The organism is Variovorax sp. P1_H2 (assembly GCF_056405295.1).
Genome location: NZ_JBFUCJ010000007.1, coordinates 56348 through 72003 on the forward strand (window position 1 = coordinate 56348; position 15656 = coordinate 72003).

At 70.0% G+C, this 15656-nt stretch carries 15 protein-coding genes; 4 read left to right on the forward strand and 11 right to left on the reverse strand.

Annotated features, from left to right (window positions below; genetic code table 11):
• Positions 1-48 precede the first annotated feature (48 nt).
• The 4 genes from AC1D2E_RS04550 to AC1D2E_RS04565 form a co-directional block, all read right to left on the reverse strand.
• Positions 49-2142, reverse strand: a complete 2094-nt coding sequence (locus AC1D2E_RS04550; protein ID WP_478196307.1) for a PAS domain S-box protein — start codon at positions 2140-2142, stop codon at positions 49-51.
• A gap of 84 nt (positions 2143-2226) precedes the next feature.
• Complete coding sequence (locus AC1D2E_RS04555) at positions 2227-3054, reverse strand: universal stress protein (protein ID WP_478196308.1); 828 nt, start codon at positions 3052-3054, stop codon at positions 2227-2229.
• Positions 3055-3097: 43 nt separating this feature from the next.
• On the reverse strand, positions 3098-3472 hold the full coding sequence (locus AC1D2E_RS04560; RefSeq protein WP_478196309.1) for a TraR/DksA family transcriptional regulator: 375 nt from the start codon (positions 3470-3472) through the stop codon (positions 3098-3100).
• 4 nt (positions 3473-3476) lie between these two features.
• Positions 3477-4130, reverse strand: a complete 654-nt coding sequence (locus tag AC1D2E_RS04565) for a BON domain-containing protein (protein ID WP_478196310.1) — start codon at positions 4128-4130, stop codon at positions 3477-3479.
• 171 nt (positions 4131-4301) lie between these two features.
• Here AC1D2E_RS04565 and AC1D2E_RS04570 point away from each other — a divergent pair, with 171 nt between their 5' ends.
• Positions 4302-5141 (forward strand): universal stress protein, encoded by an 840-nt coding sequence (locus tag AC1D2E_RS04570; protein ID WP_478196311.1) that lies wholly within the window; start codon positions 4302-4304, stop codon positions 5139-5141.
• Here the strand turns inward: AC1D2E_RS04570 and AC1D2E_RS04575 are convergent.
• Positions 5128-6606 carry a trypsin-like peptidase domain-containing protein gene (locus tag AC1D2E_RS04575; RefSeq protein ID WP_478196312.1) on the reverse strand — a complete coding sequence of 493 codons (1479 nt, stop codon included), beginning with the start codon at positions 6604-6606 and terminating at the stop codon, positions 5128-5130. The two genes, AC1D2E_RS04570 and AC1D2E_RS04575, sit on opposite strands and share 14 nt — an antisense overlap.
• A gap of 7 nt (positions 6607-6613) precedes the next feature.
• A complete protein-coding gene (locus AC1D2E_RS04580) occupies positions 6614-7141 on the reverse strand; it encodes a flavodoxin family protein (protein WP_478196313.1) in 528 nt (175 codons plus the stop codon).
• Positions 7142-7590: 449 nt separating this feature from the next.
• Between AC1D2E_RS04580 and AC1D2E_RS04585 the strand changes: the two genes are divergently transcribed.
• Together AC1D2E_RS04585 and AC1D2E_RS04590 are read left to right on the forward strand one after the other, a co-directional pair.
• On the forward strand, positions 7591-8811 hold the full coding sequence (locus AC1D2E_RS04585; RefSeq protein WP_478196314.1) for a class I SAM-dependent methyltransferase: 1221 nt from the start codon (positions 7591-7593) through the stop codon (positions 8809-8811).
• Complete coding sequence (locus tag AC1D2E_RS04590; protein ID WP_478196315.1) at positions 8801-10159, forward strand: FAD-binding oxidoreductase; 1359 nt, start codon at positions 8801-8803, stop codon at positions 10157-10159. Before AC1D2E_RS04585 ends, AC1D2E_RS04590 begins: the two co-directional genes overlap by 11 nt.
• A 14-nt stretch (positions 10160-10173) precedes the next feature.
• Here the strand turns inward: AC1D2E_RS04590 and AC1D2E_RS04595 are convergent, their stop codons facing one another.
• On the reverse strand, positions 10174-10755 hold the full coding sequence (locus AC1D2E_RS04595) for a hypothetical protein (RefSeq protein WP_478196316.1): 582 nt from the start codon (positions 10753-10755) through the stop codon (positions 10174-10176).
• A gap of 150 nt (positions 10756-10905) precedes the next feature.
• Here AC1D2E_RS04595 and AC1D2E_RS04600 point away from each other — a divergent pair, with 150 nt between their 5' ends.
• Positions 10906-12468: a bifunctional aminoglycoside phosphotransferase/ATP-binding protein gene (locus AC1D2E_RS04600; RefSeq protein WP_478196317.1), complete on the forward strand. Its 1563-nt coding sequence runs from the start codon at positions 10906-10908 to the stop codon at positions 12466-12468.
• A gap of 25 nt (positions 12469-12493) precedes the next feature.
• On the opposite strand, the gene AC1D2E_RS04605 is transcribed toward AC1D2E_RS04600, so the two are convergent.
• From AC1D2E_RS04605 to AC1D2E_RS04620, 4 genes are all read right to left on the reverse strand, one after another.
• Positions 12494-13021: a universal stress protein gene (locus tag AC1D2E_RS04605; RefSeq protein ID WP_478196318.1), complete on the reverse strand. Its 528-nt coding sequence runs from the start codon at positions 13019-13021 to the stop codon at positions 12494-12496.
• A gap of 70 nt (positions 13022-13091) precedes the next feature.
• Positions 13092-13817 (reverse strand): ABC transporter ATP-binding protein, encoded by a 726-nt coding sequence (locus AC1D2E_RS04610; RefSeq protein WP_478196319.1) that lies wholly within the window; start codon positions 13815-13817, stop codon positions 13092-13094.
• Complete coding sequence (locus AC1D2E_RS04615) at positions 13814-14623, reverse strand: ABC transporter ATP-binding protein (protein ID WP_478196320.1); 810 nt, start codon at positions 14621-14623, stop codon at positions 13814-13816. Before AC1D2E_RS04615 ends, AC1D2E_RS04610 begins: the two co-directional genes overlap by 4 nt.
• Positions 14624-14644: 21 nt before the next feature.
• Complete coding sequence (locus tag AC1D2E_RS04620; RefSeq protein WP_478196321.1) at positions 14645-15643, reverse strand: branched-chain amino acid ABC transporter permease; 999 nt, start codon at positions 15641-15643, stop codon at positions 14645-14647.
• Positions 15644-15656: the final 13 nt, after the last annotated feature.

Genomic DNA, 15656 nt, shown 5'->3' on the forward strand with positions numbered 1-15656 from the left:
CCGGCCTTGACCCCGATCAAGCGCGCTCGACGGCGGCCTTGCCAGGCGTCATTCCGTGCGCGGGGAAGCCGCCAGGACCTTGGCAATGGCGTTCGCCAGGTCCTGCCGCGTGCAGGGCTTGCGCAGCAACTCCCAGCGCAGCGGCGAATCGCGGTCGGCACCCAGCAGCTCGGGCGAGAAGCCCGACATCAGGAGGACCGGCATCGATGGGAAGCGCTGCTGGGTCCGGGCTGCGAGTTCGGTGCCGCGCAGGCCCGGGCCCAGCGCGATGTCGGTCAGCAGCAGGTCGAAGGGCGGCTCGGTGTCCAGCATCAGCAGCGCCTGTTCGGCGTTGGCCGCCATCGACACCTGGAGGCCCATCGCGTGCAGGAAGGTGGCGACGACGCTGCGCAGGTCGATGTCGTCTTCCACCAGCAGCACCTTGAGTCCCGGCGGAATGGGCTTGGCGGCGCCTTCCTCGCTGCTGGCGCCCTGCTCGCCCGCGAGGGACTGCGGTATGTACAGCGTCACGGTGGTGCCCGAGCCGAGTTCGCTGTCGATCGTCACGGCGCCGCGCGACTGGCTCACGAATCCATAGACGGTGCTCAAACCGAGTCCCGTTCCGCGCCCGGCTTCCTTGGTCGTGAAGAAGGGCTCGAGCGCCCGCTCCTTCACGTCGGGCGACATGCCTGTTCCGGTGTCGGAAATCGAAATCGCCACGTACCGTGGCCCCCGCGGACCGTCCGGTTCGGCGTCGACGTGCAAGCCGGGCGGCAAGGCGGAACAGACCCGGGACCCGAAGCGCAGCACGCCGCCGGCCGGCATCGCATCCCGGGCGTTGATGGCGATGTTGAGCAGGGCCGACTCCAGCTGGACCGGGTCGACCCGAACCGGCGGGCAAGGCGCGTGCGCGTCGACCTCGATGTGGATGTGCTGGTCGAGCGTCCGACGCAGCATGTCGGCCAGCGCCTTGAGGGTGAGTTCGATGTTCACCGGGCTGGGCAGCAGCACCTGGCGGCGCGAGAATGCCAGCAGCTTGCCCGTGAGGTCGGCGCTGCGCTGCGTGGCCCGCATGGCGGCGCCGACGAGTTGCTGTGCATGGCTGTCGCCGGCGATCGGCGGGTATTCCTGCAGCACTTGCAGGTTGCCCTGGATGATCGTCAGCAGGTTGTTGAAGTCGTGGGCGATGCCGCCGGTCAGCTGGCCGACGCTTTCCAGCCGCTGCGCGTGCTTGAGCGCATCCTCCGACTCGACCCGCTGGAGGCTGGCGCCCAGCAGGCTCGCGAGTGCCAGCAGGAAGCGCGTCTCGTCGTCGCCGAAGTCTCGCCGGGCCCTGGACCCCACCGACAAGGCCCCGATGGTGTTGCCCCGGTCCGATATCGGCACCGCCAGGCCGCTGGTCAGGCCGGCCTCCAGGTAGGCCGGGGGAACGACGAAACGGTCCTCCTGGCCATAGTCCTCCACCCGCAGCGGCCGCTCCTGGGACAGCACCAGGCCTGGCGTGGCGTCCGGGCGATAGGGCAGGACCGTGCCGATCTCCTCGCCCGGCACCGCGCCGACGCCGCTCGCCACGCGCAGCCCCTGGCGGTCCTTGTCGAGCAGGAAGACCATCGCGACATCCACCTCCAGGGCCTCCGCCGCGATGACCGGGACGTGGCCCAGCAGGGTGTGCGGATCGCGGGCATCGACCACCAGGCGGCCGAACTCCGCCAGATGGGCGTTGTAGCGCCCCCGCTGCAGGGCTTGCTGCACCCGCGGGTAGGCGCCGATGTCGCGGATCGCGGCGATGACGAGCGGCAGCCCCAGCGCCTGCAGGGGGCTGAGGGCGATCTCGACCATCACCTCGCTGCCGTCCTTGCGGCGCGCCACCAGTTCCGTGTGCGTTCCCATCGGGCGGGCCCGGGGGGCGCGCCCGTAGCTTTCGCGAAACTGCGCATGACGGGGCCGGATCGCATCGGGGACCAGCGCATCGACGGGACTGCCGATCAGCTCTTCGACCGTGTAGCCCAGCAGCCGGGCCGCCGGCGGATTGCCCATCACGATCGTGCCGCTGGCGTCGACCACCAGCAGCGAGTCGGGATAGGCCAGGAACAGCGAGCGGAACACGTCGCGCTCGTCGATGCCGGCCGGCAGCGCGGCCACGGGAGGGGAGGAGGTGGGCATGGGTGGCGGGTCGGACGTCATCGGGCGCAAGTGTCCGCGCATCCGGCCCGGATGAGAAGAGCGGCGACCCCCGATCGCGGCCGGTCAATGCGCCATCAGAACGGGCACCGTCATCGACTGCAGGAGGGTCCGGGTGGCGCCGCCGAGCACCAGTTCGCGGGCCCGGCTGTGTCCGTAGCAGCCCATCACGATCATCTCGGCGCCGCAATCGGCCGCCATGGAGAGCAGGTCCTCGCCGGCATGGCGTTCGGACAGCCGGGCCTGCTCGTGCACCTGCGCGATACCGTGCCGCCGGAGGTATTCCCGGACCTGCACCGGCGCCGCCTGGGTTTCGTCGTCGTCGCGGTCGACCAGGTGCACCTGCTTGGCGCCGCGCAGGAAATGCAGCGCCGCCGTGACCGCATGGGCGGCCTCGCGAGTCGACTTCCAGGCGACCAGGACGGTCTTGGGCGCGATGGTCGCCGCGCCGGCATAGGGGATCACGATGGCCGGGCGTCCGCCGTCGATCAGCACCGACTCGACGAAATCCGCCGGGACGTCGAAGCCCTGCGCATCGCCGGGGTCGCGCTGGCCGAGGAACAGCAGATCGGCGCTCAGCGCCCGGCGCGCGAAGGTCGCGGTCACCGGCTCGCCGGCGAGCTCCAGCCACTCGCAGGCCTGTTTGCTGCTGCCGCGTGCCCGCTCGAAGGCGCCCATGGCCTTGATCCGGTGGTCGAGATCGATCTTGCCCGCCAGCGGCAGGGCAGCGCCGCCCGGCATGGGCAGCACCGGCGGGTAGAGTGGTGCGACGGCGAACAACGCGCTCACCCGCGCATCGCAGTCGGCCGCCAGCTGCAGCGCGAGCCGCAGCCGTGTTTCTGCGCGTGCCGTGCCGTCCAGGTGGACGAGGAGGGATTTGAGAGGCGACATCATGGGACGGCTCCTGCGAGTGGCGGCATGGTCGGTGCGGGACTCTTCAGCGCTGCCGTCGACTCTCGACGATGTCCTGGCAGGCGGCGCAGCGAATGGCCATGGCCTGGGCCAGCAGCCGTTCGCGCGGGATCTCCTCGCCGCAGTCGATGCAGATCCCGTACCGGCCTTCGGCCATCCGCTGCTGCGCCTGTTCGATCTCCCTCAGCCGGGTGCGGTCGACCTCGATCTGGGCGAAGCGCACGTCGTCGAGCTGTTCGATCTCGGCATCGTCGGCATGGCTATGGACGTCGTGCTCGCCGGCGCGCGCGTCGCCAGCCGGGTGCGGTGCGGCGTCGTGCAGTTCGTCGAGAACCTGGCGCTTCAGGACGCCGAGTTGAAGGGCCAGGGCTTCGCGGTCGGCCGCAGTGAGATGTTTCATGGGGTCATTCCTCGACCAGCAGGTTGTTGACGACGCTCCCGACGCCGGGCGCCGACCAGGCGGCACCCTGCGCGGCGCGGCGCTCGGCCCAGGAGCGGACATGTCCGCGCAGCGTGACCTGGGCGCCTTCGACCAGCACCTCGATATGCAGCKCATCCCGGTCGGCCTGCCGCTGCAGGGCCTCCCGGATTTTGCGCTCGACGTCGGCCGGGCTGAAGCGGGCTTTCACCTCGACCAGGTCGGTGACGCCCTTGACGCCCAGCAGGTTGCGCACCGCGACCTCGGCCGCCCGGCGCTGGTATTCCCATTCGACATGCCCGTTGAGCGTGATCCAGCCGTTCTCGACCATCGGATGGATGGCGTCGTCGGGCACCAGCACATTCCACTCGAGCGCGTTCTCGGCCGCCCTGGCGATGTCGGCGTCGGTGCGTTCGCTGCCGGCGGGCAGCTTGACCGCCATCTCGACGGCCAGGGCCTTGACGCCCTTGACGCGCTGCGCGGCGCGCTCGATGGCGTGTTTCTCGGCGTGGCTCGAGGGGTGTCCGGTCAGCGTCACCACGCCATCCCGGACGATGACCCCGACGTCGGTGGCGGTGATCGCGGGGTCGAAATTCAGCTCGGCGACAATGTCGCTTCGCAGCATGGCATCGGATTTCATGGCATTCCTTTCGGTGATGGATCGCAGCGGCCCCGCCTGTTGCAGCAGGATCTCCTGGCTCGGTCATGGAGTCTGGCCCAGCGTCCGGGCGCGGCCTTGATCGGCGTCAAGGGAGGCGCATGGCCGTCGCGTGAACATCGGCCCGTCTCCATCGAAGACGAAAGACCCACCATGAACCTCGGGACCATCCTGGCGCACCTGGACCATTCGGCCGAGTGCGCGTCGCGCGTCGGACTCGCCGCTTCGCTCGCGAGGGTCCATGGCAGCCACCTGGTCGGGCTCATCCCCACCGGCCTGTACGACGGCCGCATTCCTGCCGATGCGATGTCGAAGGGCGACGCCAGCTTGGCCGCCGCGTCCGCCGACTACCTGCGCGTTCGCGCGGAGGCCGTCGCCCACGTGTTCAGGGACCAGTTGCGCGGACCCGGGCCGCTCTCCAGCGAGGTTCGCGTGGTGGACGAACCCTCGGTCGACGCCGTCATCCGGCATGGCCGTGCCAGCGACCTGGTCATCGTGGGGCAGGACGACGATGAGACCGACGACATGACCGCCCGCAAGCTGGCCGAGCAGGTCATGCTGCACGTCGGCCGGCCCGTCCTGGTGGTGCCTCGCGCCGGATCGGTACGGCAGCCTGGCAACAAGGTGCTGGTCGGTTGGGACGGCTCGCGGGAAGCGGCGATGGCCTTGCGCGACGCGCTGCCGCTGATCGCCCCGGCGTCATCCGTGTCGCTGATTTCGCTGCAGCGGGCCGGCGAGACCCTGGACGAAGGCCGGCTGCTGATTCCGCAGACGCTCGAATGGCTGCAACGCCACGGCATCCATGCGAAGGCCGAACGGCAGGTCGTCAGCACGGACTTCGCGCAGGCCTTGCTGGACAGTGCCGCCCGGATGGACAGCGACCTGCTGGTGATGGGCGGCTACGGGCACACCCGCATGCTGGAATTGGTTCTGGGCGGCGTCACGCGCGAGATCCTCGCGGGCATGAAAGTTCCCGTCCTCATGGCGCATTGACGACCGGCACATAGGCCAGGCGCCGATCGCGCATCACCAGCAGCGCCACCATCCGCCCCGGCGGGATCCCGGCGAGCTTGCGCCTGAAGTCCTCGACGCGGTCGAGCCGGCTGTCGTTCACGGCGACGACGATGTCGCCCGTGCGAACGCCCTCGGTGCGCGCCGGTCCGGCGGCGTCGCGGACCACCAGGCCACCGTCGCTGCCGAACTGGAGCTTCTGCGTTGGCGAGAGCTCGCCGAGCTTCAAGCCGAGGCCGTCGCCCCATTCGGAGCTCGGATTGGCCCGCGGGACGGCCCGTGGCCCGGCGTCTTCCGACAGCGTCACCCAGAGCGTCCGCTGGGTTCCGTGCCGCCACAGCTCCACCGGGCTTCGGCGCCCGGCCGGGCTGTTGGAGACCTGCCGCAGCAGTTCCGTGAAGTGCGAGATCGGAACGCCGTTGAACGCGGTGACGATGTCGCCCCGAAGCAGTCCCGCTGCATGCGCAGGGCCCTCGGGGTCCACCCGCACCACGAGGGCGCCGGTGGACTCCTTGAGGGCGAAGGACTGGGCCAGCGGGGGCGTCATTTCCTGGAATTCGGCGCCGAGGTGGGCGCGGCGTACCCGCCCCGATGCCTTCAGCTGGGCCGCCACCTTCATCGCCAGGTTGATCGGCACGGCAAAGGACAGGCCCATGTAGCCGCCGGTGCCGCTGTAGATCATCGAGTTGATCGCGACCACCTCGCCGCGGCTGTTGAACAGGGGACTGCCCGAACTGCCGGGATTGATCGCCACGTCGGTCTGGATGAAGGGGACTTCCCCGGCGCCTCCGATATAGCGGTCGACCGCGCTCACCACGCCCGCGGTGACGCTGCCATGGAATCCGAACGGGGCCCCGATCGCCGCGACCCAGTCGCCCGGCGCCAACTGCGAGGAGTCGCCGATGGGCGCGATGGCGAGACCGGTGGCATCGATCTTCAGCAAGCCGACGTCGGTGCGCCGGTCGATGCCGACCACCCGCCCGGGGAAGCGGCGGCCGTCGCCCAGGCGGACCTGCGCTTCGTCGATGCCGGCGAGCACGTGGGCGCTGGTGAGGATCAGGCCATTGCTGCCGAGGACCACGCCGGACGCCAGGTCGCGGATCTGGCTGATCCGGACGTCGGCCGGCAGCGGCCAGGCCAGCCTGTCCGCAAAATCGTTCTCGGGCGCGAACTCCAGCTCCAGGCCCTCGGCCCGTTCGTCGCGGCCGATCCGCAAGGTACTGATGTCGACCACGCTGGCACTGCGGCTGGCGACCAGCGAGGAGAAGGCGGGCGCGCCCGGCGGCGCCGGCATGGCCGGCGCGGCGCGCTCGGCGACAGGGGCCGGGGCGGCAGGCTGCTCGGGCACGGACGCGCAGGCGCCGACCAGCCCGACCACCCCGAGAGCGGCCAGCGCTCGAATGGTGACGAAGGCGGCGCGCAGCTGCCGCCCTTGCGGCCGCGGCATCCTCACGTCAAACCGCCTGCGGCGACAGCGTGACCGGGCGAACCACGGCTTTCGAGTCCTCCGCGCTGGCGACCGCCGTCCCGAAGGCCTGCAGCCGCGCCGCGCAGCTGCCGTCGTCGACTTCGCGCATCGTGATTGCGGTCGCCAGGATCGGAGGGCGCCCGATCAGGCGGGTGACCTCGGCAGCGGCTTCGGGCGCCCCGCTGCCGCCCATGACGGACACCATGGCGACATCGGGCAGGTGGTCGCGCCGCCGTGCCACGAAGCTGCGCATCGGGCCCGCCAGTCGCAGCGCCCAGATGGGCGATATCAGGACCACCGCGTCGAAATCCCTCGGCATCGGTCCGTCATAGCGGATGGCCGGCTGCAGCCGGAACAGGGACTCGAGGACGCAGCGCAAGGTGCCGGTCACGCCGCTGCGCGGCCGGACCTCCACGATCTCGGCCATCGGCCAGCCCTGCTGGCTGCTCAGCAGTTGCGCCGCGCGCTTGCAGGTGCCTGTGTAGGAGTAGAAGACCACCAGAACCTTGCTCATTGCCATCTCCGCATCGTGGGCCAAGCTTCAATTTAGAGGCATCCTGCCGACGCTGTCTTGCGCTGAATCAATGCAGCTCCCCCGGAGCCCCGGCGCGCCCATTCCTCCATCGCAGTGGCTCCGCCGCGCCTGGCGCGACCCACGACGCATGAAACCGGCGCGGTCCGATACCAGGGATACCGCGGAACCGGCTTTGCCGGGCCGCCGGTATCGCCCCCTTGAGGGGCTGAGGTCCGCGGCTCCAAGCCTGCCTGCGCAGGCTTGGACGGAACCGAAGAGCCGCTGCCTCTGGCAGCGACTCGGAGGCGCCGCAGGCGCTTCGGGGGGGCTTCATTTCCTAGTTCGCGATGCTTGATCCATGTCAACCATGGCCCGGGTTCATTGACTACGATGGGGCGCAATTCGCTCAGGGACCGTTGTGCCGCCCGAACACGGCGAAGGAGCCATCGATGGTGCTTTCACTTCCGCTGCGCGGCATGCTCGAAGGCATCAGCACACGCTCCGGCGCTTCCTTCGCGGTACAGCTGCCGGACGGCACGCGGGTGGCCGTGGGTGCGGACGCCCCCGCGTTCACGCTGTGCATCCACACCGATGCGGCCCTGTTCGGCATCGCCACACGCGGCCATATCGGCCTGATGGAGGCGTACTTCGACCAGGAGGTCGACGTCGACGGCGACTTCGCCGCGGCGCTGGCCACCGGCATGGCCTCCGGCTTCGACCAGCAGCCCGGCGCGCTCAACAACATCGAGAACGGATTGCACGAGCTGAGGCACTCGAACCGGGATCCGGCCACGGCCAAGGCGAATGCCCGCTTCCACTACGGCCTGGGCACCGACTTCTATCGCCAATGGCTCGACGAGCCGCTGATGATGTACACCTGCGGCTACTGGGACGCCGACACGCACAGCCTGGAGCAGGCGCAGCGCAACAAGATCGACCACGTCTGCCGCAAGATCAGGCTGGCGCCGGGCGAACGCTTCGTCGACATCGGCTGCGGCTTCGGCGGCTTCATGTTCCGCGCTGCGGAAACCCGCGGCGCGTCGGGCACCGGCGTGAACATCACGACCGAACAGGTCGAATGGGTGCGCGACGAGATCGAGCGCCGCGGGATGGCCGGGCGCCTGCGCGTGCGCGAGGCCGATTTCCGCGATGTCGACGCCCCCTACGACAAGGTGGTCTCGATCGGGGTCCTCGAGCATGCGGGGCGTGACCAGCTCGGCGAAGTGATCCAGGCGCATGCGGACTTCCTGAAACCCGGCGGGCTCGGCGTGCTCCATTTCATCGGCCACGTGGGCCGCTACGAGACCGAGCTCTTCATCCGCAAGCATGTGTTCCCGGGGGGATGGATCCCGAGCCTTGCCGACGTCATCGTCTGCATGGAGCGCAGCGGCCTGGAGGTGGTCGATGTCGAGAACCTGCGGCGCCACTATGCGCCGACGCTGGAGGCATGGGCGGCCCGCTTCGAGTCGCGCTGGGAGGCCATCCGGGTGCTCGACCCGACCCGTTTCGACGAGCGCTTCCGACGCATCTGGCGCACCTACCTGACCGGCTGCGCCGAGATGTTCCGCTCGCCGGCCGGCTACACGCACCTGTTCCAGATCGTCTTCAGCAAGGGCAACATCACGCGCGACAGCTACCCGATGACCCGCGCCCACCTGTATGCCGACTGATGCCGACGCGCATGCCGCCCGCCGGCGCCGGCTGCTCGCCGCCTTCGAGGCGAGCGCGGCGGCGCAGCAGGACGCGCCGCTCGGCCTGGCCAAGCGCAGCTCGAACCTGTTCCGCGACCGCCAGCGGATCGCCAAGCGGCGCCTGGACCTCGGCGAGTTCGACCACGTCCTCGGCGTCGACACGGCGGCTTCCACGGTGGAGGTCGAGGGCCTGACCAGCTATGAGGCGCTGGTCCGGGAGACGCTGCCGCACGGCGTGATGCCGGCCGTGGTGCCGCAGCTCAAGACGATCACGGTCGGCGGCGCGGTGGCCGGCGTCGGCATCGAGGCCACCTCGTTCCGGCACGGCCTGGTGCACCACACGCTGGTCGAGTTCGACGTGCTGCTGCCGGACGGGCGGATCGTCGCCTGCACGCCGGACAACGCGCATCGCGACCTGTTTCTCGGCTTCCCGAATTCCTATGGCTCGCTCGGCTACGCGCTGCGGCTGGTGCTGAGGACGCTGCCGGTGAAGCCCTGGGTGCAGGTCCGGCACCTGCAGTTCACGCGGCCCGACGCCTTTTTCGCGGAACTGGCGGAGCTCTGCGGCGGCGCCGCCGATTTCATCGACGGCGTGGTGTTCGGCAGCGATTCCCTGGTGCTCAACGTGGCGCGTTTTGTCGGCCAGGCCGAGTCGCCGAGCGACTACGGCTTCGAGCGGATCTACTATCGCTCGCTGCGCGAGACGCCGGTCGACGACCTGCGCACGATCGACTACCTGTGGCGCTGGGACACCGACTGGTTCTGGTGTTCGCGGAACTTCGGTGCCCAGAATCCCTTGCTGCGCCGCCTGTACGGCCGTTCCCGCCTGAACTCGCGCACCTACGCGGCGCTGATGCGATGGAACGCCCGCTGGGGCCTGAGCGCGAAGCTCTCGCGGCTGCGAGGCAGGTATCCCGAGTCGGTGATCCAGGACGTCGACCTGCCGATCGCGCGCGCCGGCGAGTTCCTGGATTTCCTGCTGCGCGACATCGGCATCCTGCCGATCTGGATCTGCCCGGTCCGCGCGCCCGAGCCGCAGCTCGACTTCACGCTGTACCCGCTCGAGCGCGGCACGCTCTACGTGAACTTCGGCTTCTGGGACGTGATCCTGGCCGAAGTGCCACACGAGGCCGGCCACTTCAATCGGCGGGTCGAGCACGAGGTGCAGCGGCTGGGGGGCATCAAGTCGCTCTACTCGGATTGCTTCTTCACGCGGGAGGCGTTCGACGCGGCCTACGGAATGGCCGCCTACGAGGCCCTGAAGGCCCGCTACGACCCGGGCGGCCGCGCGCCGCACCTCTACGACAAGTGCGTGCGCCGGGTCTAGGGATCTCGTTCACCCTAAGGCCTGGACGACCTGGCGGCCTCGAGCGCTCGCGAGGCGGCGTCCTTGGCGGCCAGCGCGGCGCTGCGCGTCGCATCCTCGGCCCGTTGCAGCGCCTCGCGGGTGGCCCGCGCGGCCTGCTCCGCTTCTTCCCGGCTCGCCGCCGCCGCCCGCCGGGCGGCCTCCTCGGCCTTCTCGAGCGCCTCCTTGGTCGCTGCGACCGCCTTCCTGCTTTCGTCCTGGGTCGCGCGTGCCGCATCCTTGCCGAGGTCGAGCGCCATGTCGGCCGAGGCCGATGCCTTTGCCTCGAAGCGGCGCGCCGCATCGGCTGCCTTCCGGGCCGCTTGCCGGATCGCTTCGGCCAGGGCCTTGGAGATCTTGCCGGCGCTCGCGCTGCTTTGATCGAGGGCCGCCTTGGCTGCGTCGGCCGCCTTCTGCCCTGCGATCTGGGCTTCGCGCGCCGCCTTGCTGGCGGCGTCCTTCGCCTTCTGGCTCGGCGTCGATGCCGGGCTCAACTGGCCGGGTGCGGTGTAGTCGGCGGAGAGTGCCGCCGTGTTCAGGGCCATCGCCAGCAGGGCGAGCACAATCCTGGCTTTCATGGAAACTCTCCCGAGTGAACGAGCCCTTGAAGCATCTTCCGCGCCGGCAGGGACGGGTTTGCGCCAGCGCAAGGAATTCGTCTCTGCGGCCGGTAAAAAGGGACGACTCCGATCGATGCCCGACACCAGCCCCGTACGCTCGTCGCCGACATGAAGCCTGAAACTCCCGATGCGCTCACGGCAGGCCGCTCCCTCGTGACGGCGCTGCGCGAACAACTGCAGGCCGAGACCGGCCAGCCGGTCTCGCTGGTCGAGACCCACATCTCCTGGGTGCTGCTGACCGAGCGCCTGGCCTACAAGCTGAAGAAGCCCGTGCGGTTGTCCTTCGTCGATTTCAGCACGCTGGCGGCGCGCAAGCATTTCTGCGACGAGGAGCTCCGGCTCAACCGGCGCCTCGCTCCCGCGCTCTACCTCGACGTCGTCGCGGTGCGCGGCAGCCCCGATGCGCCGCGCCTCGACGGCGGCGGCGAACCGATCGAGTACGCCGTGCGCATGCGGCGCTTTCCGGAAGACTGCCTGCTGCGCAACCTGTTGCTGGCCGGGAAGCTGCAGGCGCCGCAGCTGTCGCGTTTTGCCGACCGGCTCGCCGCATTCCACGCGCAAGCCGAGGTCGCCCCGCTGTTCTCCGAGTTCGGCGCGCCGGAACAGGTGGTGCGCCCGATGCGCGAAGCGCTGGCGGGCCTGGCCGCGGAATGCGGCGCCGAGCGGCTCCAGTCGCTGCTGGCCTGGATCGCCGAGCGTTCCGAGTCGCTGCGCACCGCATGGCTCGAACGCCAGCGCCAGCGGGCGGTACGCGAATGCCATGGCGATCTTCACCTGGCCAACGTGGTGCTCGTCGAAGACCAGTTGACCGCCTTCGACTGCATCGAGTTCGACCCCGCGCTGCGCTGGATCGATGTCATGAACGACGTCGCCTTCCTGACCATCGACCTGAAGGCCCACGGGCGCCCCGACCTGGCGTATCGCTTTCTCGACGCCTATCTGCAGCAGGGCGGCGACTATGCCGGCCTGGCGGTGCTGCGTGCCTACGAGGTGTATCGGGCCCTGGTCCGTGCCCGGGTCGGCGTGCTGCGGGCGCAAGTGTCCGACGGCCCGCAGCCCTCCGGGCCGGACTATCTCGGCTGTGCCGAGGCGCTCGCCGCGCCGAATGCCGCGCCGGCGCCCCGGCTGCTGATCACGCATGGACTGTCCGGATCGGGAAAGTCCACCGTCGCCGGGGAACTGCTCGCGCTCGCCGGCGCGGTCCGCATTCGATCCGACGTCGAACGCAAGCGGCTGTTCGGATTGGCGCCCCTGCAGCGATCGGCCGAGCAGTCGGTGGACATCTACACCCCGGAGGCGACGCGGCGCACTTTCGACCGGCTGGCTGCGTGCGCGCGCACGGCGCTGCAGTCGGGCTATCCGGTGATCGTCGATGCCGCCTTTCTGCGACGCGACGAGCGGATGGCCTTCCGGGCGCTGGCCGCCGAACTGCGCGTGCCTTGCTCGATTCTCCATTGCCAGGCCGCCGACGCCCAACTACGGCGCCGCGTGGCGGCTCGCGGCGCCGGCCACAGCGACGCCTCGGAGGCGGATCTGGCGGTGCTGGAGCGTCAGCTTGCCAGCCACCAGCCCTTGGACGGCGACGAGCGCGCCATCACGCTGGAAGTCGACACCGAAGCCACGCTGGACGCGGTGGCGCTGCGGGCCCGGTGGCTCGCCCGCAGCCGTTGAGACGTGCGGCGCGGGCGGCGTTGCGCTACTCGAAGGACAAAGCGGCCGACGGCAGGCTCACGTTCTCCGGCTGCTGTGCCGGCTCGGGCTTCGCCGTCGACGCGGCCTCCGCCGCGCGCACCAGCAGCACCGGCACCGTCGCATAGCGCAGCACGTTTTCGGCGCTGCTGCCCATCACCAGGCGGCCGACGCCGCGGCGGCCGTGCGTGCCCAGCACGATCAGGTCGGCGGGCCAGCGGACGGCCTCGGCCGTGACCTGCTCATGGACGGTGCCCGAGAACTTGTCGCACAGCACCGTGTCGGCTTCGACGCCGGCCGCCTTCGCCGCGGCCTGGCCCTCGTCGAGCAGGCGGCGGCCGGCCTGGCGCAGCTCGTTGAGCCAGTCGCCGGCGAAACCCGCGTAGGCATCCATGGCCAGCGCGAAGGAGAGTTCGTCGATGACGTGGAACAGCCGCAGCCGGCCCTGGGTGATCTTCGCGAGGGCGATGGCCTCGTCCAGCCCGCGCTGCGAGGTCGCACTGCCGTCGACGGGAACAAGAATTCGCTGATACATGAAATGCTCCTTGGGATGGATGCCGTCAGTATCGGAATGCGGGCGCACGGGGGCTTGACGTGGCGCAAACCTAGGCGATCGCATGCCCCCCGAGGTAGGCGGCGCTGACGCGCGCGTCGTTCGCCATCGTGGTCGCGTCGCCCTGGAGCACGATGCGGCCGCTGTCCATCACATACGCGCTGTCGGCCACCCGCAGGGCGGCGCGGGCGTTCTGCTCGACCAGCAGCACGGCGGTGCCTTCGGCGCGGATGTCGCGCACCAGCTCGAAGACCTGCCGGACGACGATCGGCGCCAGGCCCATCGACGGCTCGTCCATCAGCAGCAGCTTCGGCCGGCTCATGAGCGCGCGGGCGATGCAGAGCATCTGCTGCTCGCCGCCGGACATCGAGCCGGCCTTCTGGCCGATGCGCTCCTTCAGGCGCGGGAAGCGCGTGAGCATGCGTTCCAGATCCTGCGCGAAGGCCGCGGCGGGGCGCTTGCCGGCGCCGAGCTTGAGGTTCTCGAGCACCGTCATGGCCGAGAAGATCTGCCGGCCCTCGGGCGCCTGCGCCAGGCCGCCGGCCACCACCTCGTGCGGCGGCCGGTTCGTGATGTCGCGGCCCTCGAGCATGACCTGGCCCGACGTGGCCTTGTAGACGCCCGAGAGCGCACGCATCAGCGTCGTCTTGCCGACGCCGTTGCTGCCGAGCACGCAGACGATGCCGCTGGGCGGGACCTCGATCGACACGTCGTGCAGGATGGTCTGCTGTCCGATGCGGACGCCGAGATTGCTGACACGCAGCAGGGCTTCGTTCATGCGGGTTCTCCCAGTGGCACGGCGGCCGGGGCATCGGCCTCGACCTCATCCTCGACCTCGGTGCCGAGGTAGGCGTCGAGCACCTTCGGGTCTTTCGAGATCAGGCCGGGCGGGCCGTCGGCGATCTTCTGGCCCGAGGCCATGACCATCACGCGCTCGCACAGGCTCATGACGAAGCCCATGTCGTGCTCGACCAGCAGGATCGTCATTCCCTCGGCCGACAGGGCCCGCACGAAGCCGGCGAGTTCGGCCGTTTCGGTGTCGTTCAGGCCGGCCGCCGGTTCGTCGAGGATCAGCAGCGTCGGCTGCAGCGCCAGCGCGCGCGCGATCTCGAGGTACTTGCGCTTGCCGTAGGACAGGTTGGCGGCCAGTTCGCCGGCCAGCGCGTCGAGGCCGGTGCGCTCCAGTGCCTGCATCGTCAGGCGGCTGATGCGCTCGGAGATCGCGCGCCGCGCGAACAGGCTGTTCCACGGACTGTGGCCCACGTGGCCCAGCGCGCCGATCGACACGTTGTCGAACACCGTCACGTTCGGCAGGATGCGCAGGTTCTGGAAGGTGCGCGCGATGCCCAGGCGCGCCACTTCGTGCGGCTTGCGCGCCGAGATCGAGCGGCCCTCGAAGCGCACGTCGCCGGACGACAGGCGGGTGTAGCTGGTGATCAGGTCGAATAGCGTGGTCTTGCCGGCGCCGTTGGGGCCGATCAGGCCGACGCGCTCGCCCCTGGCGATGTGGCCGCTGAATTCGCCCACGGCGGTCAGTCCGCCGTAGTGCCGGGAAACGTTGTCGATGTCGAGCAGATGGGTCATGGTGGTGCCTGTGCGCCCCGTTCAGCGCCAGCCCAGCCGGTCGCTCGTGCGCCAGGCTGCGCCGAAGCGCTTGCGCACGAGTTCGATCGCCGAGACCTCGCCGAACAGGCCCTTGGGCCGGAACATGATCGACAGGAACATCACCAGGCCGACCACGATCATCCGGAAGTCGCCGACCGGGCGCATCAGCTCGGGCAGGCCGATCAGCAGCACCGCGCCGATGATGGCGCCGGGCATGCTGCCCAGGCCGCCGACCACGATCATCGAGATGATCAGGATCGACTCCGAGAAGCGGAAGTCCGCGGGCGAGACGTAGCCGGTGCTGTGCGCCCACAGCGCACCGGCCACGCCGGCGAAGAAGCAGGAGAAGCCGAACACCTGGATCTTCAGGCGCACCACGTTCAGGCCCATGGCCTCGGCGCACTGGTCGTCCTCGCGCACCGCGCGCAGCGCGTTGCCGAAGTAGGAATGCGACAGTCGGTGCACGACGGCCACGGTGGCCGCGAGGCACAGCGCCGTGACCAGGTAGGCCGCCATGTCGCTGTTGGCCGGCAGGCCCGGCACGCTGAGCGGCGGGATGCCGCTGATGCCCATCGGGCCGCGGGTGAAGCCGACCCAGTTCAGCAGCGTGACGTGGATGATCTCGCCGACGCCGAGCGTCGCGACCGCGAAGTAGATGCCGACCAGCCGCATCGTCGGCAGCGCCAGCAGGATGCCCGCGCAGGCGGTCACGATGCCGGCCACCGGCAGCGTCAGCCCTACCGGCCAGTGCAGCGCGGTGGCCAGCAGCGCCGCGCAGTAGGCGCCGATGCCGTAGAAGGCCGCATGGCCCAGCGACAGCAGCCCGGTGGTGCCGGTGATCAGGTTGGCGCTGAGCGTGAGGATCGAGAACACGCAGATGGTGGTCGCGATGCGGAAGATGTAGCCGCCGCCGACCAGCAGGCCGGCGGCCGGCACGGCCAGCAGCAGCACGGCCAGCAGCGCGAGCGCGAGGGTTCGGGAGGATGTCGTGGAAAGCATGCGTGCACCGGTG